We start from the raw sequence: 21,551 nt of genomic DNA on the forward strand, positions 1-21,551 counted from the left end.
AACAAGGAGATTACTATGTCATTACTTACTCAAACTAACTTACTATCAAAACGTGAAAAACAAATCGCTGAAAAGATTTTAGAGGGATTACCAAACAAACGGATCGCTTCAGCCCTTTTCATCAGTGAGCGCACAGTGAAGTTTCACTGCCATAACATTTATCGCAAAACAGGCGTTAGAAGCCGTCATGGTCTGATTGCCTTGCATTATAGGATGCTACAAGAGGCATTGCTTCAACTTCCTGAGGCCGCATAAGTTGTTCGCAGTATGATAAATCCACGACGAGATCTGAGCAAATTAACAAATAACTGTTAGCTGCACAGATCTCGTATTTACACATACTAGTTAAAAAGCATTAGTCTTTTTGAGTGTCATCACGACGCGTGAACTGATAGAACAAATCGATTGCGCTATCCGCTCCACCTCCCGTTGCTTCAATGAATAATTTTGGCATGAGTTGATACTTCAAGACTACCTCAGTGGCATTGCTGAATACCCCAATTCCATAGGTAATTTGAATATCTTCAGTTAAACGCCCGGTTATTTGCACCTGCGTATTGTCGCCAGCGCCTGCTGTCTGCAAGTTTAACGAATCAAGGCCAAAGGTCCGTCCTACCTGACTTATGCGGTTATCGCTTCGCCCTACTCCATAACCTACGAGCAAATTTACCAGCGCGGTGCTGTTACTATCACCCGAACCAAAATCGCCTCCGGTAACGTCTCTTCCTTGAAGTAAATAGGATAGTTGCCTTGCCTGCGTCATAGGCGGATTTGAAAATAACTCCACACGAGGCACAACCGGATTACCTGTAATATGGATACCCGCCGTTACGTCATTTTCTATATTAAGAGGATTACGAATTGCGCGAATATTAAATTGCGGCAAAGACGGCTCACCGTTAAAAAAGATGCGCCCACTTTGCACCACCAGCATTTGTCCATAAGCCTCGTAACTGCCGTCTAATACGTTCACTTGACCATTTAACAAGGTACGCATGGGTTGCAAACTGTCATCACTGGTACTGCGCTTTTGTATCACCTGTAAATCGAGGTTGCCCGCGAGCGTTGCTTCCAAACCCAGGGCATCTACCTGAACAAAACCTCTTTCCTCTTTATCAATGAGAATATTTAAGTCGATATCCAGTGCAACGGGCACAACGGGCTCTGGTGGTTCTGCGCCTATGATAATCGTGTCACTTGAAGGTGTTTTAGCGCTTTCGGGCAACTCTTCAATTTTGATTTGTGCCTTGGGAATGCCCACATCACCTTTTAAGGTAAGGGCATCTGGTGATAAATCAAAGTTAAGGTCAGGCGATACCTGCGCAGTAGACTCTTTAAAGGCAAACTGTAAATCATTGCCTTTAATATTTCCGTCAATAGAAAATCCGTTGGCTAAATCAAGGGCGGCCTCGTAGCTTCCTTTACCTTCCCCAAGGTTAAATCCCCCCTGCATCTCAGCGCTCATGCCGTCGAACTGCATATTGTGATAAAAGTTCGTTAAGGGATAGGTGTAGGCATCCAGAATCAACTCGCCGTTGTTAATGCTCAATGTGCCGCTTAATTGCGGCTCAACAAGCTCTCCTGCAAAACCTATGTCTGCATTCACTTTACCCAGTATGCTTTCAATACTTGGAATAAAACGCTGAAACACATTAAGGTCAAAGTCGCTTATCCGCACTCGGCCTTGATGCTCCCGCTCCTCTGGCAAAATGTTAATCGACGACTGCAAGCCCAGAGTACCTGTTTGTTTAGTACCTGCGTAAATAGCGGTTGATAACACATCGTTTTCAAAGGTTAGATTTGCAACAATAGCGGTAAGCGCTAATAAATGATTTTCAGTCTCGACCTCTCCGCCAATAATGGTGTTATACACCCGGGCATTTAGGCCATTGCTGGCAAAATCAATAAAAGCCCTTGAGTTTAAAGGCAGGTGGGTTTCAGGAAAAATTAACTCTGGATAATAATGTCTTGCCGGCGCTGCCAAATCGTAAACAAGTTCAGCCAGTGCGCTTGCCTCGCCATCTTCATAATCGGCTCCTTTAAGGCAGAGCGAGTTCCCTTCGTTTTGAAATTCAAAACAAAAATCCGCCAGGCGATAATTTTGGTCTTGTATATTTGCGTATATGTCCGTTGGCTCTGCAAGTTGCATACTTAAAAACGGCATTTTTATCGATGAACTTTCCCATTTTCCCTGCCATAAAGAGAAGGCATCACTGGCTTTGTCGCTACTGGCTGATGGAACTTTTATAAATCCGCCACTGAATCGCTGTTGCGTCGAAAATTCTTCCCCTACAAGCACCAAACTTACTTGATGCTCATCGAGCACGCCATCAGCCTCTACGCTAGCGCTTTTCACAACAAAGTTACCCAATAAACCCTGTTTGAGGTCAAGCGAAAGATCGCTTCGATAATCGTTTTTACCATCAACTGACATTTGTACATTCAGGGTCTCAAGTTCGAACTCATTAAATGTAAAGGCCTCTAACTCGGCGCTGATATCCAAAACAGGTTTTATCAGGCTTCCCGTCATTGAAGCATTTAATTGTAAAGACCCAGCTCTACTTACGCTTTCAACTGATGCATTCTCCTTCGCGTCATCACCCGTTTGACCATCCTGACTGTTTTCTATCGCAGCATCCTGTAAAGATGTAGCGTTCCCGGCAGCATCGGAATTAGTAAACTGGGCAAGTAATTGTGAAAGCTCAGGAATGTCTGCACTTAGACTGAGATCCCCTCGTGTATTCAGTATTTCTTCGACGGATAGTTCGGCAAAATCGGTGCGCGCAAGGGTAAGTTGACCATTTGTGGTAATGCTGTTCACGCCCTGAATAAAAGAGAATTCGCTAATGTTAATGACGCCCGCTTTGTTAACGCTTAAATCGCATTCAATGCCAAGGTCACGTTTCATCAAACTGCCTTTTATATCGTTGCATTTAAGTGCACCGCGCATCCAGTCTTCGGTAAGCGTGTGGCGCAACATGAGCTTTCCACTTAAATCACTACTTAAAGAGGATTCTTTTGCCTGTAATGCAGATAAATCGATATTTTCAGCCACCACATTCAGACGACTTATCAGCGCAAGAGTATTTGATGCAGAGTTTGCTTGTTCTTGTGCGTCAAGCGTTCTAAGCTCAAGTTCGCCGCTAATGTCAGCACGTCCTATTGCTCCCTGTGAGTTTAGCGTTTCGATAGCAAGGCGCTTTTTACCCGCAGAGGCGACGCCTTTAAACTCGATAATCGATACCCCTTCTGCCGCGCTTATGCCTTTAAGCGCCTTGGCGTTTAAATTGAGCATGGCGGAGGCGCGATAATCTTCCCAGTCTCCGGAAATACTTGCATCAAATGCGTCAATAATTACAGGGAAAGTTTGGCGTGCATCTTGTGTTAACCAAGGTTCTATTTGTGAAATGTCGTCTACCGCTATTGCCAATTCAAGCGGCAACGCGTTTTGCTGAAGATCTCCCTTATATTGGATGGTCGCAATCGCAGTGTCTGGTGTATTTGTCAGGCTCACGCGCATTGTCTCGATATTACCTTCTGATGTCAGCTTTATCTGCTCAGATTTTTCGCTATGTCCAAGTGCAATATTCAACGCATGGTCAAAGCGGTCTGCAAAGTCAATTTGTGTTTCAAGTGAAGCCATTTGGGCTTGAATGCCCGCCTGAGCAAGCACGTCATTGAGGATAGCTTCAAGTTCGACTTGAAGCACTTGTTCGTCAATATTCAAGCTTGTGAATTCAATTCCCACACAACTTTGGGGATTAAAGGCTTTATCTACCGATGAGCGGTTAATGCTTTGCTCTACATTCCAGCACACCTGTTTAAGCCTTATGTCGTTCACATTTGCGTTTAGAGGGATAAAAACTTCGGGTATGGAAATCTCAGGCGGCGCACTTAGCATCTCATCTAGCCTGACCAAAAATGATGACTCTGTAGTGTTTGAATTGACAGGAGCATCATTTAACGGCTCAGTCTGAAAAGCCAGCACCTGCTCCACCGACAGCGAGTTCAGGCTAAATTCTTCAAGTGCGCTGAATTCAGAAGCCTGCAAACTTGAAATTGCCAGCAATGTTTGTGTGTCTGGCTCGTTATCTGTTTGCTGTCGATTATTATCCACATCAGCGTTTGCGACAGCAGCCTGACTTAATTCAAAATAGTTTAAGCGAAGTGACGTCACGCTTACAGGAAGTGGTAAGGTGATGATATTCTGACTTGAAGTTTCAGCTAACGCCTGATCACCTGCAGGCAATAACACGACATCAAGCCTGTCCACTTCAACATCTTCAAGACAAAGTGCCATATCGAGTAAGCAACTTAAACCAATATCAATCTTCAGATTTGACACATCAACTGCAATATTGGCGTTCTCAGGAGCGAAGCTTATCTGCTCCACCTCAAGCTGCGAATAAAGACTACCATTGATGTCTGATACTTTGAGGCCATCTACATAGGTTTGAGCAAAATGGGTGGCCGTGCGCACCCCCCAGTTTGAGCCAGCAAAGAAAAGCAGCACAACAAACAGAAAGCACAATCCCAGAAAGACGTAGGCAAACATTTTTGTAATAGAAGACAAAGATATCTGCATGACTTTACATCCCCGGCCCAATGACTAAATGAATCCGATTGGTTGGCTCAGCATAAATATCGCTATACCCTCTGGCGTAATAAATGCGGACGGTTCCTATTGGAGATAACCAATGCACCCCTACGCCTACACCGTATGCATAATCTTCAAGTGGATTGTCACTGGCATTACCCGCATCAATAAAGGTGGCTATGCGCCATTTTTCTGCAAGCGGATAGGCATATTCCAAACTTGCAACGGCGAGATATTTACCGCCTAATAGTTCGACTTCTTCTTCTCCTTCATCATTGATGAAGCGATTAAAAGAAGACACCTCATCTAAACCGAAACCTCTTATGCTTTGGTCGCCACCTGCGAAAAAGCGCTGGGAAGAAGGTACGCGAGAGAAGTCACTGCTTTCAATTGCCCCAAAATCAGCTCTAAAAACAAAGCGATGTCGATTGTATTCGCGGATCCATTTAGTGTTTGCGGTTACCTTAAAAAAGTCTATATCAGAAAGAAGCGCCTTACTTCCGCCTTCAATGGTGATGCGCTGCAAGTCCCCCCAGTCAACAAAAATATCGCCACGTTTGCGTGTGCGCGTGTAAGTAAAACCGGGTAAAAGCAGACGTGTTGTTTGCTCGTCAGCCAAGCCCTGGGTGAAGGTTTCTTGCTCAAAGCGCAAAAAAGCAATCTTGTCCCAGTCTTGTTCATCTTCTGCTCCCCACTGCCGTTGAACGGCAAGCGCAATAGTATCACTGCGTGTATCATTTTCGTCTAATTGCTTAAAACTCGCCTGATAGTTTAAAAAATCGTTAAGTGGATTCGCTTTCGGAATACGGTAGTTTAATTCGGCGGATTTGCGCGGACGGGAGAGATACAAGCGAGCACCGAGTGAGTGGCCATCGAGGTTTACCCAAGGGCGAGTCCAATCCAGTGTAAAGCGCGGGCCAGTGTCTGTAGATACGCCTACGCCAATATCAAAGGTATCTTTTGGTTTAGGATCAAGTATCACTTCAATGGGTACGTGAAAATCTTCCGCTTGATTTGCATTGGCGCGTGCAATAGCACTGGAGAAATAATTCGTGCTCTGCATATCCATTGAATAATTGCCAACCAGATTCTGTTCAAAATAGTCGCCTTTTTTAAATGGCTTTACAGAAAGCGCAATTTCCTGGCCGCGTGTTTCTGAAAGAAAAGAAACGTCACCGAATTTGTAACGCTGTCCCATATAAAATATCCAGTGGATGATAGCAGTACTTGGTGCGCGCTTGCCGCCAACCTGCGTTGATTCGTCTGGCTTGACAATCAGTTTGTGAAGGGGGAATTTAAAATCGAAATAGCCATACAACACTGAGTAAGAACGTAATTTGTTTTTTAGATTTTCATATTGTTGATGGTCTACTGCCTTACCCTTCATGTTTTTGACTTGTTCGATCAGGTCTTTGACTTCCTGGGGAAGAACACTTGTGTTGATTTGCTCCAGGTCATTTACCATAACGACCTGTTCAACGAGCGCTTTGCTACCAAGCGAAATAGAAACATCGTAGCTGACCGTAGCCTGTTGACTCCCTGATTCGGTATTGCCATTCGAAGATGCATTAAATTGCAGGTTTTCTATGCTTATTTGTGCATCATAATAACCATAGGCCTGAACCGCTTTTTTCACTTGGGTAACCAGCGATTGCTTATACTTTTCCTGGTTTACGCGACCAATTGGCGAAGTCACTTCTTCGAGTAATAGTGCAATATTGTCACGTATTTCTGAGTTGTCGACGCCCGTGATTTCAAACTCTGCGTTCGCCTGACTTTGAGCCAGCGCAAAATTTTGTAGTGTTAACAACAACACTAAACATAACAAACTAAAGCGTAGACTGACCAAGAAAATAAAATGCTCCTTCATTTAAACAAACTTATGGCCAGTTTTGCTGACCCGATTTTTCATTTAATCTATAGGGGTTGCAAGGATGTAGCCAATTACACAAGGATGTGTCATCTTCGCCAGACCTTTCACGAGAAAGGCAGTCTTGAGAACAGGCTTTTATTTGTGCATAGCGCTTTTTCAGAGGATGTTCACTTGTACCAAAGAAGCCTGTGAATAAATGCAAAAGACTGCTGTGAGGCTAGTGTGCGCATTATAAAACAAAAACCTTGGGCAAAATACATGCATTTTAGATGTAAAATTTTCCTATCGGTTCCCTCATATTTCATATTTGCAGACTTATTCAAAATACAAGAAGCGAACTAGAGCGTCGGCCCCAGCCAGGGAAATGCGCAAAAGGCTAACCAGATAAAAATCAAGGTAACAAACTGAGTGTAGTTAAGCAGATTTCTATTTTTCATATAACGCCAGTAAACCGCAGGGATTGAGACGATAAAAAACCCATTTAGAACGTAAATGAATATCACGTGTAACAGTCCTTGGTGGGCTGCCCCGCTTGAAAATAAAAAAGCGTTTACAATAACGCAGGCCAAGGCAAGCGCGGTTATTAACACAATACTTAAGTTGCTGATCTGTTCAGGCTGTTTCGATCCTTTATACAAACACACCAGATAAACAAGTGTGATTGGTAAGGCGCCAAGGAACATCACAACAAAATCTGAAAACGGAAAAATACTGACAAAAAGCGCTGGGAAAATAACAAATACCGAATGCGGCGCATAGACGCTGGGTGTTGTGGATGCAACGCTTAGCATTGCAACTATGCATACAATGCATGCACCTAAAGTCATCAATACGAATCGTTGTGCGCTCGAAGGGGGCTTGTGCTTGCTTTCCAAAGTAAAAAGGCCATCCAGAAAAAAGATGGCCTTATTTAAGCACTGAATTTATATAAACTCAAAAACAGATTTTGAAGCTATCGTTCTTTAAGATAGGGATAGCAATGATTATAAAATAAAGCGGCTCAAGTCCTCATTGTCGACAAGCGCTTCAAGATGCTTGTCTACATATGCTTTATCAATGACAAACGATTCGCCTGCCTTGTCAGAAGCTTCAAATGAAATATCTTCCATTAAACGTTCCATTACAGTATGCAATCGACGCGCACCAATGTTTTCGGTCTTCTCGTTTACCTGCCAGGCCGCTTCAGCAATTTGCTGAATGCCGGTCTCATCAAAGCTGATATCTACCCCTTCAGTTTTCATTAATGCCTTGTATTGCTCGGTCAGCGAAGCGTTAGGCTCCGTCAAGATACGCACAAAATCCCCTACATTGAGCGCTTGAAGCTCTACGCGAATAGGTAAGCGACCTTGAAGTTCCGGGATCAAATCTGAAGGCTTGGCCATTTGAAATGCTCCCGAGGCAATAAACAAAATATGGTCGGTTTTAACCATGCCGTATTTCGTACTGACTGTAGAGCCCTCAACTAAGGGGAGCAGGTCTCGTTGAACACCTTCCCGACTGACATCTCCACCACCTTGTACACCTTCGCGCTTGCATATTTTGTCGATCTCATCGATAAAAACGATGCCGTTTTGCTCAAGTGTTTCTATTGCTTGTTCTTTCAAATCCTCTTGATTAATGAGCTTGGCAGATTCCTCTTCAACCAAAAGTTTAAAGGCTTCTTTGATCTTAAGCTTTTTCTTTTTCTTTTTATCTCCCGATAAATTCTGAAACATGCTTTGAAGCTGATTGGTCATTTCTTCCATGCCCGGAGGCGCCATAATCTCTACCCCAACCTGAGGTAAGGCGACATCTATGTCGATTTCCTTGTCATCTAACTGGCCTTCACGCAGCTTTTTACGAAATGTCTGACGGGTCCCCCTGTCTTCGGTGCGCTCTTTATCGCCAAACTGATTTTCAGGTGGCGGTATTAATATGTCTAAAATGCGATCTTCAGCGGCCTCTTCAGCTCTGAACTTCACTTTCTGCGCCGCGCTTTCTTTCGTCATTTTGACGGCGATATCGGCAAGATCGCGGATAATCGACTCCACTTCCTTACCCACATACCCCACTTCCGTGAACTTCGTAGCTTCTACCTTAATAAACGGAGCATTCGCCAATTTTGCCAAACGACGAGCAATTTCTGTTTTACCCACTCCGGTAGGCCCAATCATCAGTATATTCTTGGGCGTTACTTCTTGTCTTAAGCTTTCGTCAAGCTGCATTCGACGCCAGCGATTGCGAAGAGCAATGGATACTGCACGCTTGGCATCAGCTTGACCGATGATATGATTATCAAGCGCATGGACAATTTCTCTTGGTGTCATTTCCGACATAGTCATTCCTGCTTGGTCTACGCACGATGCTAAACACATCATGCGTTAAAATTAATATTCCAGTGATTCCAGCGTTTGAAAATTATTCGTATACACGCAGGTGTCACCTGCAATTTTCAATGCCTTTTCAGCAATTTCTTTTGCGCTTAAATCCGTGTTTTCATAAAGCGCACGAGCAGCGGCGTTGGCAAACTGCCCACCTGAGCCTGTGGTAATCAGATCGGTATCGGTTTGCACCACATCTCCGTTCCCAATGATCATCAAAGACGCTTCTTTATCTGCCACAACAAGAACCGCTTCCAATCGCCTCAAAGAGCGGTCGGTTCGCCAGTCTTTGGCTAGTTCTACCGCTGCTTTTACAAGATGTCCCTGATGCATCTCAAGCTTGCTTTCAAAACGCTCAAACAAGGCAAAGGCATCGGCGGTGCTGCCAGCAAAACCGGCCAGGACTTTATTGTTGTATAGACGGCGGACTTTTCGGGCATTTCCCTTAAGTACCGTATCGCCTTGAGAGACTTGTCCGTCCCCAGCAACAACGACCTGATTGTTTCTGCGAACAGATACGATTGTAGTCATATAAGATTCTCCTGCTACCAACGCTAGTTGCGTCGGGGTATAAATTGCTATGGAGATAAGGTGGGGCAAGAGCGAGATATTTCAAGGGCGGATAAATGCGCCTAAGGCCTTTTATTCACCCTTGAATAAACATTTTACTCAATAAATTTTACAGTTATTCACATTTGCTCTTCGCAATTGATGACGGTCTCGCTCGGCAGCTCGCTTTCTATCATAAGGTCCGAGAACGACACGATACCAGCGACCATTAGCACCGTTACTTTCAAGCATTTCAGCTTCTAAACCTTGCAACGCAATGATTGCGCGAAGCTCTTGAGCCCGGTCAGTCGTTCTGAAAGACCCGCATTGCATGATGTAAATTTTGTTGGAATCCACTTGTTCCGGTATATCAACCTGAACGGAGTATTCCGGTAAAGCATCAATAAACGCCCACTCTTCCTCACCCAGCTTTGGCAAGGGATCTTTTTCAAGCGACGACTTATTAAATTCCACATCACTTTGCACTGACGATCCATTGCTCTCATTTGAAGTTGAAGCTTTATCGCTGACACCTGAATTTAGCTCGGCCTCATTGATCTCGGTGCTTGTATTTGCCGAATCATCCTTTGTTGGTAAGCTTTGAAGTGTATATAAACCAAAGCCAAGCGCAAACAGGATTGCCACTGCAAGGATGATTCTCAACCATGGCCTTGTCGGCTTTTTTTGCTTCCGACGAGTGGCATTGCTTTTACGTTTTTGTCCACGCGATACGTAATCGGTAGGTGGCATAATTCCCCTTTAATATAATTTCAGTCGATATATTCTGTATTTGAATCAAACGGGCCTGAGCGGGCTCGACCAAGACTGTCGACTGTATCTGCCTTTTATTTTCATTTTTTTATCGGCATTTTATTTTCAATAGCGCAATTTGTTGGGAAAAGCTTTTCCGCTGAGCACATAGCCTGACGATTATATGAAAATTTTGTCAGATATGCTTATTAAATTTTCTCATGATTAACAAATCATCTTGCTTTTTGTCCTACTCAAACATTGTTAATAAATGACTTAGTTAACCTAAAATTTGAATGAAGATTCAACTGAAATCTAAGGGCGCGACATCGATATGCCATCGTAAGTTATTACTCACTTTATTATTTTCAATAACAGGTAATGCCTTGCTTACAGCAGCATGTAGATACTGACGAGAGGCACTTTGGGCAATTAGCATAAATCGATAACGGCCCTGCTTTTTCTCGATTACGCACGGAAAAGGACCAAACAAACTCAGTTTGGCAAACTGTTGTAGCACTCCGTATGCATAGTTTAAAAAACCAAGAATTTGGTCAATATCCTGTGACTCTGCTCTTATCAGCACTTGATGTTCGTAGGGAGGCAAATTTGCGGCTTTGCGCTCAAGAAGAAGGCTTCTCGCGTAGTCAGCAAAGCCATTTTGTATTAAGTCCTGCAAAAGAGGATGCTGAGGTTGATGGGTCTGAAGCCAGACTTCACCCGGTTTATTCGCCCGCCCTGCTCTTCCGCTCAATTGCGTGATCAACTGACCCAGCTTTTCAGGTGCACGAAAATCGGCACTAAATAGTGAAGCGTCAACATTTAAAATAATGGCTAATGTTACATTAGGGAAATGATGCCCTTTAGATAGAATTTGCGTCCCTATAAGAATTTGATGCTTGCCGGCGTTTATCTCATTTAGCAATGTATTGAGTTTGTTTTTACCGCGCGTTGAATCGCTATCAATTCTTACACAGCTATAGCTGCTGAAAGTTGCCTGCAAACCTTGTTCTATCTGCTCGGTACCTAAACCAAAAGTTGCAAGTTCATGATGTCCGCACGAGGGGCAGGACTTAGGAATGGCCTTATATTCTCCACAACGGTGGCACTGGATATTATTGCTTATTTTATGCAGAGTAAATGGATTTTCACAGTCTTGACACTCTTCTACATAGCCACATTGATGACATAAAATAGCGGGTGCATATCCTCGTCTGTGCACAAACACCAATACCTGATTTCCCTGTTCAAGTTGCACTCGCATCTTATCCAGCAAACCCGGGGCGATCCCGAACTCAAGCGCCTGGCCTTTTATATCAAGTAATAACTGCGTCGGCATACTCGCGCTGGCGGCGCGCTGAGTAAGCTGCAAATGATGATATTTTCCACTTAGCGCGTTGTGCAGGCTTTCGAGTGAAGGCGTAGCACTGCCCATCACAAGCGGAATATCAAGTTGCTTTGCACGGTACACGGCAAGATCGCGCGCATGGTAACGCAGGCTATCTTGTTGTTTAAAGGACTCGTCGTGTTCCTCATCAACAATTATCATTCCAGGTTTATAAAGGGGGGTAAAAATAGACGAGCGAGTTCCAATCAATATGCCCAGTTCACCGTCTTTAACTTGTTGCCAAACGCGAAGTCGCTCTTTGTCGTTCAAGGCTGAATGAATAACACCCACTACAGGCCCAAAGCGCTTTTCGAATCTGACAACGGTTTGCGGGGTCAGTCCTATTTCTGGCACAAGTATCAGAACCTGTTTTCCTGCTTTTAAAACCGGCTCAATAATCTGAAGATACACTTCGGTTTTTCCACTGCCGGTGACGCCCTCAAGCAAATATGCGTGAAAGCTCGTAGCGGCATTTATTGCCGATATTGCAATGCTTTGTTCCATGTTTGCGGCAAACTTTTCCGCAAAAGCGAGTCGCTGTGGCCAGTTGCGAGAAATTTGATAGTCTTTTTCGACGACTTCAATGAGCGATTTATCAATTAGCGCATTAATGATACCCGAGGAAAATTCTTTCTTTGCCTTTGCAAGAGGTATATCGGCCTGAGCGAGGCGAGCACATAAGCCTAACTGTTTTTTGGCTTGTTTGAGCGAGCTCTCCAGTTCATTTAAATCAGTGAAGCGCTTTTTCAGGTATGTTTCTGGCGCTGGCATAAGTGAAGCGCCTTTTCGTAGCGCCGCGGGCAACATAATAGAAAGTGCTTCGCCAATTGGATATAAATAATATTGTGAAAGCCATTTGGCAAAATCCAACATTTGTGCGTTAAAAACCGGCTCTTGGTCAAGGCGTCGTTTAATGGGTTTTAATGCGTGGGGCTTTTCCTGGCTTTTAGGACGATCATCTTTTTGCGCATCGGGGTCGATGAAATCGACCACTATACCCATGCGCATTTGCTTACCAAACGGCACTTCAACGCGGCAACCAATCCAATCTTTTGCATCGCTTATCGAACTGATGGAGCCAGATTCACGATCATCAGCGTGAGTGCTAGCGGGCGGCAAGTAGTCAAAGAGCCGATTAAGCGGCGCGGCTACTGCTACCTTAAAATGCAACGTGGCTGTACTTATCACTGGTGTGTTCATTTTGGTTTGATCATTTTTGTTGTAGTCAGAAACAGGGTCGATGTCACAATTGAAAGCGCAAAAGAAACAATAAACGGCAAGAATAGCAAGTCGTGCCTTGCTTCACCATATTGCTTGTTTCTTAAATTTGTAATTCAAAATTAAGAACATCTCTAAATATTGACCAATAGCCAAGATTCATATAAACTCCGCGCTCCAAATTTACAACATCGCTGGCAATAAAAATGACGCTGACGATGTTACTGAACTTAACAACGCTTGGTGTGCGACTTCGGGTTGTATAGCGAGGCGGCCTTTTTATATAGGTATCCCAATGAAAGACGGTATTCATCCTAAGTACAACGAAATAAAAGCAACCTGTTCTTGCGGAAACGTGATGAACATTCGCTCTACGCTAGACAAAGACATTTTCCTGGACGTATGTTCATCTTGCCACCCTTTTTATACTGGCAAGCAGCGTAACGTTGATACCGGTGGTCGTGTTGATCGCTTCAAGAAACGCTTTGGTGCTTTGGGCAAAAAATAAATATTGCCTCACTGAAGCAAAAGCAGTCCAAAATATTCTAAAGCGCCTTTCATGGCGCTTTTTTTGTATCTGATAATCGTCGAATAATAATTGGTTTAAGTTCGTTAAAATTATCCCTACTCAATTGTGTCGAATCGCTTTTCTGAGCAGAGCCATGCGGCAAAATAAAGACGCTGCGAGCTCATATATGAGGCGCTTGACAAAAAACATCCGTATTTTTCGACACTTTATTTTGCCGCATGGCTCTGCTCTGTATTCTCTTCAACACAATTGAGTAGGGATAATTAGGACGTGCTTGATTTTCACACTTTCACGCCAATTATCTTGAACAATTTGGCATTCAACCTAGTATTAAGACTTAAGTAGACTAAGGAGACAGCTGATGAAGAAAATCGCAGTTATTTTATCTGGTTGCGGCGTATTTGATGGCGCTGAAATTCAAGAATCAGTGCTGACGCTTTTGTATTTAGCTCGCGCAGGAGCAAGCTATCAGTGCTTTGCCCCAGACATCAAACAGATGCACGTACTCAATCATACGACGGGCGAAGAGATGGATGAATCTCGCAACGTATTGATAGAAGCCTCTCGAATTTGTCGAGGAGACATAAAGCCCGTTGATGAACTGAAAGCGAAAGATTTTGATGCCGTCATTTTACCGGGTGGATTTGGTGCCGCTAAAAACTTATCTGATTTTGCTGTTGAAGGCGCGAATTCTAAAGTAGAAGCATCCACCCTTAGCGCCCTTAAAGATTTTGCTGAAGCAAAAAAACCTGCCGGCTATATATGCATTGCGCCCGCTATGATCCCTCATGTCTATGGAAAGGGTGCAAAAGCAACCATTGGCAATGATGAGGATACCGCAAAAGCGATTGAGCAAATGGGAGGCACACATGTGCGATGTACGGTGGACGATATTGTCATCGATAAAGAAAACCGCCTGGTCACTACACCGGCTTATATGCTGGCAGAATCAATTACTCACGCAGATGCCGGTATAAGCAAATTAGTCGCAGAAGTCTTAAATATGTGTGATTAAATTAATGCGGCTAACCGTAAAAGACAATCAACTGCCCGTCACTATAGCGAAGACGTTAGCCCCGAGTTTGCGGCCTCCGCCGCAACGACGATAGTTTTTTTGAAATGCGCAGCGTGCCACTTTTGGAGCAGAGTGCCCATCTGCTAAAAACCTTGATCATCCGATTTCTCTAGTTTTAAATTATTCGCCGGTTAAATATTCCAACTAAGTTTTGCATAGGTGCAGGTTTTTCGTTTTTCAAATAAGCTTTATCAAGGCCAATTCCTTTAAAAAATGTTGCTAATTCCAGACAGTTTTCAATCTCTAAAAAATAAATTAAGCATTCCATCCTACGCTTTTAGAAATTTCGTTATAAACCTTTCTTATAATTGGCAAAATTACAATAAATTTGCCAATATAAACGCATAACAACAAGAACCTTAAGGCAATTAATAAAGGTCGTAACACTAACAATAAAAAAGGATAAATCATGAAACACACAATCAAGCCATGTTTTAGAAAAACGTTTTTATGTGCAAGCATTGCCAGCTTGCTTGCTTCCCCGGTTTATGCCCAACAAACTGCACAAAACGATGATGATAGCGAGGTAGAAAAAATCATCGTAACCGCAACAAAACGAAGCCAGGCCATTGAAGATGTGCCTTTTTCTATCAACGCGCAAACGCAGCGTGATTTAGAGCGAAGCGGCGCAAATACACTTGAAGATGTTGCAAGAACTGTTGCAAGCGTATCAATTCAGAACCTGGGGCCCGGTCAAAGCCAAGTGTCTATGCGTGGTGTGTCGGCAGGGCAAATCGTGCGCGACCAACCCGGTGTCAAAGAGCAGGTAGGTGTTTATTTAGATGAAAGCGTTATATCACTATCCCTGTTTACCCCCGATTTAGACCTTTTTGATTTGAGCCGTGTTGAAACCTTACGAGGCCCTCAAGGCACGCTATTTGGTTCAGGCTCCATTGGAGGAACACTACGTTACATTACTAATCAACCTGAAATCGACTCGTTTGAAGGTAAGTTAGAAGCAAATATTAACACCATGACCGACGGTGGCACCGGCAATCATATTAAAGGCATGGTAAATGTGCCTTTAGTGGACGATACCTTAGCCATGAGAGCTGTTTTTTATCGCACGGATTATGCCGGATTCATCGATGCATTAGGTGAAAATGGCAGTTTAAACGAAGATGTGAATGATGGCTTTCGATTAGGCGGAAGAATTGCACTGAAATACACCCCTACTGAAAACTTAAGTATCACGCCTCGTTTAATATTGCAAAATATCAGTATGAACGGCGCGAACCGTCAGGAAGTTTATAATTTATTTGCCAATCCATATACCACCACTCGCCCGGCAATTACCTTGGGTGAGCGAGAGCAATACTTGCTGCTGCAAGAAGGTTTCGAAGACGACACTACCATTGCCGATGTAACTGCAGAGTACACAACTAATATTGCGGATTTCACCTTTGTTTATAGCTATACCGATAGAGACATCTTGATGTCTCGCGACGCCAGTGCATTAAGTGGCTCTGTAAGCGTTGATTTGGGTTTTCCAAATGAAGCCGTCTTACTGCCATCAAACCTGCTGGACCGCACACAGGTAGAGCAGGACACCTTTGAGATTCGCGCTGCCAGCAATAACGACAGTGCACTTCAATGGTTAGTTGGTGCCTTCATGTCGGATACTGAACGTAAGTATTCTCAGCGATTACCCACTCCGGGCTATGATGCATTTACCGATGCCACACTTGGCGAGGGTACATCAGCGGCAGTTGCCAATGGCTTCCCACTTAATTCGCCCTATAACGCGGATTTACCATATGATCTTGAGCAAACGGCATTATTCGGTGAAATCAATTATGGCGTAACTGAGAGGCTAGATTTAACCGTTGGCACGCGCTTTTACGATTATGAAGAAACACGACGTTTTACCACTGGCGGTCTCTTCTCTAACAGCGATGATCAAACCGATTCAACCGAGTCAGATGGCTTTACCTCTCGCGTCATTGCCGCTTACGAGCTCAACGATACAATCAACCTAAATGCACAGGTATCTCAAGGTTTCCGCTTAGGTGGAGTAAATGACCCGCTAAACCGTTCTTTGTGTAATGCACAGGACTTAGAAGTGTTTGGCGGATTTCAAGATTACGATGACGAGACCCTGACAAACTATGAGCTTGGTATGAAATCAGGCGGTCGTGGTTGGACAGCAAATGTCGCCGCTTTTTACACCGATATAGAGGATTTACAGGTGACTCTGGATGCAGGTTCCTGTTCATCTCGTATTTCCTTCAACGTGCCTGAAGCACACACGCAAGGAATTGAATTTGAATTAACCCGCCAGGCAACTGAGCATTTGTTTATTTCAATTGCCGGTAGCTTACTTGAGGCAGAGTTCGATTCAACTGTGTTTGACAGTTCTGGAAATGTACTGGGCGGCGTTGCCGAAGGAAACCGCCTTGCATCAGTTCCCGAAACATCATTTGCCATTGCCGCAACTTATGACTTTGGCGAACCGCTGTTCGGTTCAAGTAGCACCTACATTCAAGGCTCTTATCAATATGTTGGCGACAGAATTACCCAACCAAGTGACCAAGTAGCGGGTGCAGGTCGATTTGTTTCTGGCTTGCCCTTTGGCGGAGCAAGTGGAACTGAAGTGACCGAGCTTGATTTGGTGCTTGATAGCTACAATACCCTGAACATCAGCGCTGGTTTAGTCTATGACGAGTACGAAATTCTGCTATATGTAAACAACTTATTTGACGAAAACGCCTTGCTTTCTTTTGATAGAGAACGGGGCGGTCGCGCACGTTTAGGGTATCGTGTAGGAGAGCCTCGCACTATCGGCGCTACGTTCAGATATTTCTTTAATTAAAGAATGATGAAGCAATAAAACAGCTGTAAATCAAAAAGTGGCCCATGCTGTAAAGGGCCACTTTCTTTGAAATTACTGCTTGGCGAGTTTGTCAAATTCCTTTTTCAATTCATAAGACGGTTCGCTTACAATTTTCTCCAGCACCTGAATGCGTTCTTTAAGTTTTAAAATTTCATCTTGCAGGGCCTCTTCTTTCTGACTTTTTGAATCGAAGGATTTCATTTTACTTTTATGAAAGCCTTCTGAGCGAAAGGGGTGCTTTGTTTCACCATTGATCCAACTTAGCAAACGTAAATTGTATTTTGCGTCAAGCAAAGCAAAAGACAGCCACAGCAGGCCAATTAACATAAATATAAGAACAAATTTGTATTCAATCATTGTCATCTCCGATACTCTAAACACAATACTTATTTCCCCTATAGTCAATGAAAAGAAAAATTTATTACAAACACGTTTTTAAAAAATGTTTTTGTAATAAAAACCCAAAATTTCTGACTACCTTAATTGTATTTTCTTGGAATGAATGAATTATAGGCCTCGATGAGTCAATCTCCCCCTCTTTTTGAAAGCGTTATTAAGCAGTATTCGCCGCTCTTATTCAGGGTGGCAAGTACCTACGAAGCAAACACAAGCATTCAGCAGGAACTGTTTCAGGAAATCTGTGTGTCTATTTGGCTGGCCTTAAAAACCTACAAGGGCGAGGCTTCTGTTAAAACCTTTATTTTAAAAGTGGCACACAATCGCTGCGTGACCCATATAGGTAAGGAAGTCGGTCGATTTAAAAGCCACGAGGCTGCAGATGCGGCATCACTTGCCGATCAGTCACTGTTCAGTGAGAAATTATCATTGGAAAATGAAATAGAGCGCTCTCAAAAAGTACAACAATTACTTAACGCAATTCGCCGATTAAAACTACCAGCACGCCAGGTGATTTCTCTATCTCTTGAAGGACTTCGTTATGAAGACATATCTGAAATTTGCGGTATCTCTGTTAGCAACGTCGGCGTGACGATCAAACGCGTGAAAGAACAATTACGGAATGAAATTGACCATGAATAAAAAACTGAAAAACGACAGTTTGGAAAATATCTGGCAGCAGCAAGCGACGCATGAAATAGACCTTGATGACATAGCCAAACTCGCTTCATCACTTCAGCGGAAACAGCGTTTTTATATTGCGTTAGATATTTTAAGTTTATCTCCGTTTGCCTTGTTGTTCCTGTTTGATATCCAGCTTTCATTTGCAATGAAACTGTTTTTTACTTGCCTCTTTGTGTCAGGTCTTGTCACGGTTTTTTATTTTATTAAACTAAGATGGCTTGCAGCATTTGGTGATATGGCCAATACAAGCAATTTTGCCCTTTCTCTTTTGCGGCAATATCAAAATAATGCTCGAATCGCAAAAATTAACAAGCATCTCGGCTGGTTATCTGTCGTCATTTGCATTGGCGCTGCAACAATTTTTCAAATTGTCGACGATGTAGAGTTTACACCTGCAATCAAAAAACTCGGGATTATCTCTTTTATAATGTTAGTTGTCGCTACTCCTTGGTGTTTGTGGGCGCATAAAAGGCAAATGCATTTTCAAACAAAAGCCGAGTATCTTAAAAATAATCTCGAATAAATCGTAATAAAATGAAAATACCGAAGACTAGTAGTGTGTAATTAAACAATTGAAAGGGATCACAATGGAACTTATAAATAATTATTTTACTGCACTTCAAACATTAAACAGTCTTCAAATTATGCTTATTGTGGCAGCAGTTCTTATCGTCTGGTTTTTACCTGCGATGATTGCAGCAGTGTTAAACCCGGCTCACGCTAAATACATAGTCGTAGCATGCGTACCGGCCGGATTCTCACTCATTGCCTGGTCTGGACTGATGATCTGGGCATGCACCGGAAAAGTATTCGAAAAATATAAAGACAAGGTGGCTAAGGATCAACAAGCGTCTATTTGAGTCACTTTGTATCAATATTCATCTTTACAAGTGTTACGCTTTAATTTCCTTTTTCGACACTTATTTGGAGCCTAACCAAAAAGTGTCGAAAAATTTTACATATAAATGCTAATCAAAAACGAATTTAACCTTAACTATTGAAACTATTGATTTTTTTAGCTCGGCTTAGATTTTGCTTTAACGTTTTTTACTTTCAATATTTAGCCTTTAGTAAAAGAGAAGCGAAAATATTGAATTTACTTTGAACTAGTGAAAAGGATTTTCTGTTCTGCACGTGTAAAAAAGTAATAAAAAAGAGGTAAACATGTATTTTAAAAAAACTCGCCTAGTTGCCGTAGCTGCGGCATTTTTGTTCGCCAGTCAAAGCAATGCAGCTTTAGTTGAAGTTGATAGTGGATTTGGTGAATTGCCAGACGATGTCGTATCTGCAATTGGTTTAATTGAGGGAGATATATTTGGTGGGGATGGTATACCGTTCGACACTTTAAATTGGCAAACACTGGATATGAATGGTGATGATTCCGCCGACTTGGTGATGGCAATGAGCGCAACACAACGATTTCAATCACCAGAAGTTACCAACAATGGCGTGGATACCTATTACGCTGGTCCAGGAATATCCGCACCTGACCGGTCGCTTTGGAATTTTAACTTTCTTTTAGGTGCAATCGATGGCTCTGATATAAGTAGTTTGTTTACTCAAAATAACGGGCCCTTGAGTCTTAATATCTTTTACGAACTTGACCCAAACTCTGGCGAGAACGCGATGTTTGATGCAAGTTTACTACCTGTAGATCCAGACTTTTCAAGCATTTTACAGTTTAGTTGGAATCTTGGATTCAGCTTTCTGAGCAATGTATCGCCGGGCTTTAATTCAGGTGCTGCCCTGGACAACGGTGAAACATTTAATCCGTTTGCAAACGGTGTTTATGACTTTACAGCCCTTTTGACTGATGCCGATTCAAGCGCATCTATTGATATTGATGTTGTTGTAGAGGCAAACACTCCTGCCACTATAGCGCTCTTTGCTTTTGGACTTGCCGGGTTAATAAGTCTGCGAAAGCGTATCTAACATTTTTAAAGTCAGGCAGGTGCAAGCTGCCTGAATTAATCGTTCAGTAAAGTCGACATTTCACCTCAATCTAATTGGCGCTTTAGCAGTTGACGCATGCGCCTTGCTTGCTTTTCGTCCAAGTCGCCCAAAAATCCTCTGGCATGTTCCGGTATATGCTCAGCAGATTCAGCATCAAATACAAGTTTGTCAAATATCGCTTTCCACGCCTCTCTCTGTGCCTTTGGTAATGCTTTTATCCCAAGCAAAGCGTGAACGAGCGCGTCAGTAGGATTGGCCGCTTCTTCTGGTGCCTGTCGCCACCAATAGTTTTGCAATAAGTTAAATGCACCATGCGCTTTGACGCTGTGCCACCACATACTAGGAATAAAAATCCCATCTCCAGGCTTGAGTCGTACTTCGTAGCCATTTTCGAGAGCGTGTTTAAACTTGGGAAAGCGCTTAAAGTCTGGATTATCGAAGTCCACTAAACTAATTGCCTGTCCGGCTGGGTTAAACTCAATAGGCCCCACATATAAATTATCCCATTGATCAGGCGCGAAAAGTGTAAATGTGCGCTCACCAGCAAGCACGCAAGCAACATTATCGGTTGCATCAAAATGCGCTGCGACGCGTGAACGGTTTCCCATCCACAAACTCACTAAGGGTGCGTGATTTAAGCAAGGTATATCATGCTGTTCTCGGTAGCTTGGCAGAATATAATCAATGGACGTTGAGCCCAAATAGAGCGTTGCTTTATCCGTTTCAGCCTGATTATCAATCAACCAATTTAATACGTCATTAAAAAAGAGATTTTTCTGTGCAAAATTAAAGCCCTTCATATCCTTATCGTAAAAAAAGCGCCCTTTCTCCTGTGCTGGTGCCACCCAGGCCGGGACGGCCTTGTTTGCGCTCATCTTAAGTAGAAGCTCTGCCTTTTCGTGATTATTTGCGCACTGTACTATCGGCCAGTCGTTTACCAGCCCACGCATTACAAAAGGCTCTGTTTGAGTAAGCATTTCTATACTCAGCTCATTGATAGAGGATAAGCTTATTTCTTTTAATGACTTCAGAACGGCGGTCCTTTCTTTTGCAAGTAAATTATGATGGTGCAAGCCTATCATAAGGCAAGTAGCTCTATAAGTATTAGAGTGTGTTTAACGCTTTTCATTTGCTCACCATTAAGCAAATACAATGAAAATTATTTCATTCACTATAGTAATTAAATGTATTTCTATCATTATTAGCGTGAATATTACTTCTTTTCACAATGAAAACATGGTCTTACCAGTGAGGTAACGCGTCTGTGACTCACGATTTATGGATTTTATCTGATGACAATTATGATATTGTTTAATAAATATTGAAACCCCACACACTTACGCAAGG

17 protein-coding genes are annotated in these 21,551 nt (G+C 43.0%); 8 read left to right on the forward strand and 9 right to left on the reverse strand.

What is annotated here, in order from left to right; all coding sequences use genetic code 11:
• Positions 1-15 precede the first annotated feature (15 nt).
• Positions 16-255: a helix-turn-helix domain-containing protein gene (locus D6V41_RS05755; protein ID WP_136250513.1), complete on the forward strand. Its 240-nt coding sequence runs from the start codon at positions 16-18 to the stop codon at positions 253-255.
• Positions 256-355: 100 nt separating this feature from the next.
• Here D6V41_RS05755 and D6V41_RS05760 read toward each other — a convergent pair whose 3' ends face one another.
• From D6V41_RS05760 to priA, 7 genes are all read right to left on the reverse strand, one after another.
• Positions 356-4,585 (reverse strand): translocation/assembly module TamB domain-containing protein, encoded by a 4,230-nt coding sequence (locus D6V41_RS05760; RefSeq protein ID WP_136250514.1) that lies wholly within the window; start codon positions 4,583-4,585, stop codon positions 356-358.
• A gap of 4 nt (positions 4,586-4,589) precedes the next feature.
• On the reverse strand, positions 4,590-6,467 hold the full coding sequence (locus D6V41_RS05765; RefSeq protein WP_136250515.1) for an autotransporter assembly complex protein TamA: 1,878 nt from the start codon (positions 6,465-6,467) through the stop codon (positions 4,590-4,592).
• A gap of 341 nt (positions 6,468-6,808) precedes the next feature.
• Positions 6,809-7,345 (reverse strand): hypothetical protein, encoded by a 537-nt coding sequence (locus D6V41_RS05770; protein ID WP_206663236.1) that lies wholly within the window; start codon positions 7,343-7,345, stop codon positions 6,809-6,811.
• Between the two features lie 108 nt (positions 7,346-7,453).
• Positions 7,454-8,785, reverse strand: a complete 1,332-nt coding sequence (gene hslU, locus D6V41_RS05775) for an HslU--HslV peptidase ATPase subunit (RefSeq protein WP_136250517.1) — start codon at positions 8,783-8,785, stop codon at positions 7,454-7,456.
• 51 nt (positions 8,786-8,836) lie between these two features.
• On the reverse strand, positions 8,837-9,361 hold the full coding sequence (gene hslV / locus D6V41_RS05780) for an ATP-dependent protease subunit HslV (protein WP_136250518.1): 525 nt from the start codon (positions 9,359-9,361) through the stop codon (positions 8,837-8,839).
• Between the two features lie 138 nt (positions 9,362-9,499).
• Positions 9,500-10,129, reverse strand: coding sequence for an SPOR domain-containing protein (locus D6V41_RS05785; RefSeq protein WP_136250519.1), 630 nt, complete (start codon positions 10,127-10,129; stop codon positions 9,500-9,502).
• Between the two features lie 304 nt (positions 10,130-10,433).
• Complete coding sequence (gene priA / locus D6V41_RS05790) at positions 10,434-12,716, reverse strand: primosomal protein N' (RefSeq protein WP_136250520.1); 2,283 nt, start codon at positions 12,714-12,716, stop codon at positions 10,434-10,436.
• Positions 12,717-13,029: 313 nt separating this feature from the next.
• On the opposite strand from priA, the gene rpmE reads away from it, so the two are divergent.
• From rpmE to D6V41_RS05805, 3 genes are all read left to right on the forward strand, one after another.
• On the forward strand, positions 13,030-13,242 hold the full coding sequence (gene rpmE / locus D6V41_RS05795; RefSeq protein WP_136250521.1) for a 50S ribosomal protein L31: 213 nt from the start codon (positions 13,030-13,032) through the stop codon (positions 13,240-13,242).
• A 382-nt stretch (positions 13,243-13,624) separates the two neighbouring features.
• On the forward strand, positions 13,625-14,278 hold the full coding sequence (gene elbB, locus D6V41_RS05800; protein ID WP_136250522.1) for an isoprenoid biosynthesis glyoxalase ElbB: 654 nt from the start codon (positions 13,625-13,627) through the stop codon (positions 14,276-14,278).
• A gap of 469 nt (positions 14,279-14,747) precedes the next feature.
• A complete protein-coding gene (locus D6V41_RS05805; RefSeq protein ID WP_136250523.1) occupies positions 14,748-17,150 on the forward strand; it encodes a TonB-dependent receptor in 2,403 nt (800 codons plus the stop codon).
• A 72-nt stretch (positions 17,151-17,222) separates the two neighbouring features.
• Here the strand turns inward: D6V41_RS05805 and D6V41_RS05810 are convergent, their stop codons facing one another.
• Positions 17,223-17,528 carry a hypothetical protein gene (locus D6V41_RS05810; RefSeq protein WP_136250524.1) on the reverse strand — a complete coding sequence of 102 codons (306 nt, stop codon included), beginning with the start codon at positions 17,526-17,528 and terminating at the stop codon, positions 17,223-17,225.
• A 162-nt stretch (positions 17,529-17,690) separates the two neighbouring features.
• On the opposite strand from D6V41_RS05810, the gene D6V41_RS05815 reads away from it, so the two are divergent.
• The 4 genes from D6V41_RS05815 to D6V41_RS05830 all read left to right on the forward strand — a co-directional run bounded on the left by D6V41_RS05815 (position 17,691) and on the right by D6V41_RS05830 (position 20,183).
• Positions 17,691-18,209, forward strand: a complete 519-nt coding sequence (locus D6V41_RS05815; RefSeq protein ID WP_136250525.1) for an RNA polymerase sigma factor — start codon at positions 17,691-17,693, stop codon at positions 18,207-18,209.
• The gene (locus D6V41_RS05820; RefSeq protein ID WP_136250526.1) at positions 18,202-18,774 is read left to right on the forward strand and encodes a hypothetical protein; all 573 of its coding nucleotides are present in this window, start codon (positions 18,202-18,204) and stop codon (positions 18,772-18,774) included. Before D6V41_RS05815 ends, D6V41_RS05820 begins: the two co-directional genes overlap by 8 nt.
• Before the next feature lie 64 nt (positions 18,775-18,838).
• Positions 18,839-19,111, forward strand: a complete 273-nt coding sequence (locus D6V41_RS05825) for a superinfection immunity protein (RefSeq protein WP_136250527.1) — start codon at positions 18,839-18,841, stop codon at positions 19,109-19,111.
• A 304-nt stretch (positions 19,112-19,415) separates the two neighbouring features.
• A complete protein-coding gene (locus D6V41_RS05830; RefSeq protein WP_136250528.1) occupies positions 19,416-20,183 on the forward strand; it encodes a hypothetical protein in 768 nt (255 codons plus the stop codon).
• Between the two features lie 65 nt (positions 20,184-20,248).
• Here D6V41_RS05830 and D6V41_RS05835 read toward each other — a convergent pair whose 3' ends face one another.
• Positions 20,249-21,286, reverse strand: coding sequence for a cupin-like domain-containing protein (locus D6V41_RS05835; RefSeq protein ID WP_136250529.1), 1,038 nt, complete (start codon positions 21,284-21,286; stop codon positions 20,249-20,251).
• Positions 21,287-21,551 lie beyond the last annotated feature (265 nt).

Origin of the sequence: Ningiella ruwaisensis (assembly GCF_004798935.1) — a bacterium.
GTDB classification, from domain to species: domain Bacteria; phylum Pseudomonadota; class Gammaproteobacteria; order Enterobacterales; family Alteromonadaceae; genus Glaciecola; species Glaciecola ruwaisensis.

Excerpts from the sequence above, each read along its gene's own strand:
- D6V41_RS05805 (WP_136250523.1), top strand. The coding sequence starts at position 14,748 with ATGAAACACACAATCAAGCCATGTTTTAGAAAAACGTTTTTATGTGCA.
- D6V41_RS05810 (WP_136250524.1), bottom strand. The coding sequence starts at position 17,528 with ATGATTGAATACAAATTTGTTCTTATATTTATGTTAATTGGCCTGCTG.
- D6V41_RS05755 (WP_136250513.1), top strand. The coding sequence starts at position 16 with ATGTCATTACTTACTCAAACTAACTTACTATCAAAACGTGAAAAACAA.
- D6V41_RS05830 (WP_136250528.1), top strand. The coding sequence starts at position 19,416 with ATGTATTTTAAAAAAACTCGCCTAGTTGCCGTAGCTGCGGCATTTTTG.
- D6V41_RS05785 (WP_136250519.1), bottom strand. The coding sequence starts at position 10,129 with ATGCCACCTACCGATTACGTATCGCGTGGACAAAAACGTAAAAGCAAT.
- D6V41_RS05835 (WP_136250529.1), bottom strand. The coding sequence starts at position 21,286 with ATGATAGGCTTGCACCATCATAATTTACTTGCAAAAGAAAGGACCGCC.
- rpmE (WP_136250521.1), top strand. The coding sequence starts at position 13,030 with ATGAAAGACGGTATTCATCCTAAGTACAACGAAATAAAAGCAACCTGT.
- hslU (WP_136250517.1), bottom strand. The coding sequence starts at position 8,785 with ATGTCGGAAATGACACCAAGAGAAATTGTCCATGCGCTTGATAATCAT.
- D6V41_RS05820 (WP_136250526.1), top strand. The coding sequence starts at position 18,202 with ATGAATAAAAAACTGAAAAACGACAGTTTGGAAAATATCTGGCAGCAG.
- priA (WP_136250520.1), bottom strand. The coding sequence starts at position 12,716 with ATGAACACACCAGTGATAAGTACAGCCACGTTGCATTTTAAGGTAGCA.
- D6V41_RS05815 (WP_136250525.1), top strand. The coding sequence starts at position 17,691 with ATGAGTCAATCTCCCCCTCTTTTTGAAAGCGTTATTAAGCAGTATTCG.
- D6V41_RS05825 (WP_136250527.1), top strand. The coding sequence starts at position 18,839 with ATGGAACTTATAAATAATTATTTTACTGCACTTCAAACATTAAACAGT.
- hslV (WP_136250518.1), bottom strand. The coding sequence starts at position 9,361 with ATGACTACAATCGTATCTGTTCGCAGAAACAATCAGGTCGTTGTTGCT.
- elbB (WP_136250522.1), top strand. The coding sequence starts at position 13,625 with ATGAAGAAAATCGCAGTTATTTTATCTGGTTGCGGCGTATTTGATGGC.
- D6V41_RS05760 (WP_136250514.1), bottom strand. The coding sequence starts at position 4,585 with ATGCAGATATCTTTGTCTTCTATTACAAAAATGTTTGCCTACGTCTTT.
- D6V41_RS05765 (WP_136250515.1), bottom strand. The coding sequence starts at position 6,467 with ATGAAGGAGCATTTTATTTTCTTGGTCAGTCTACGCTTTAGTTTGTTA.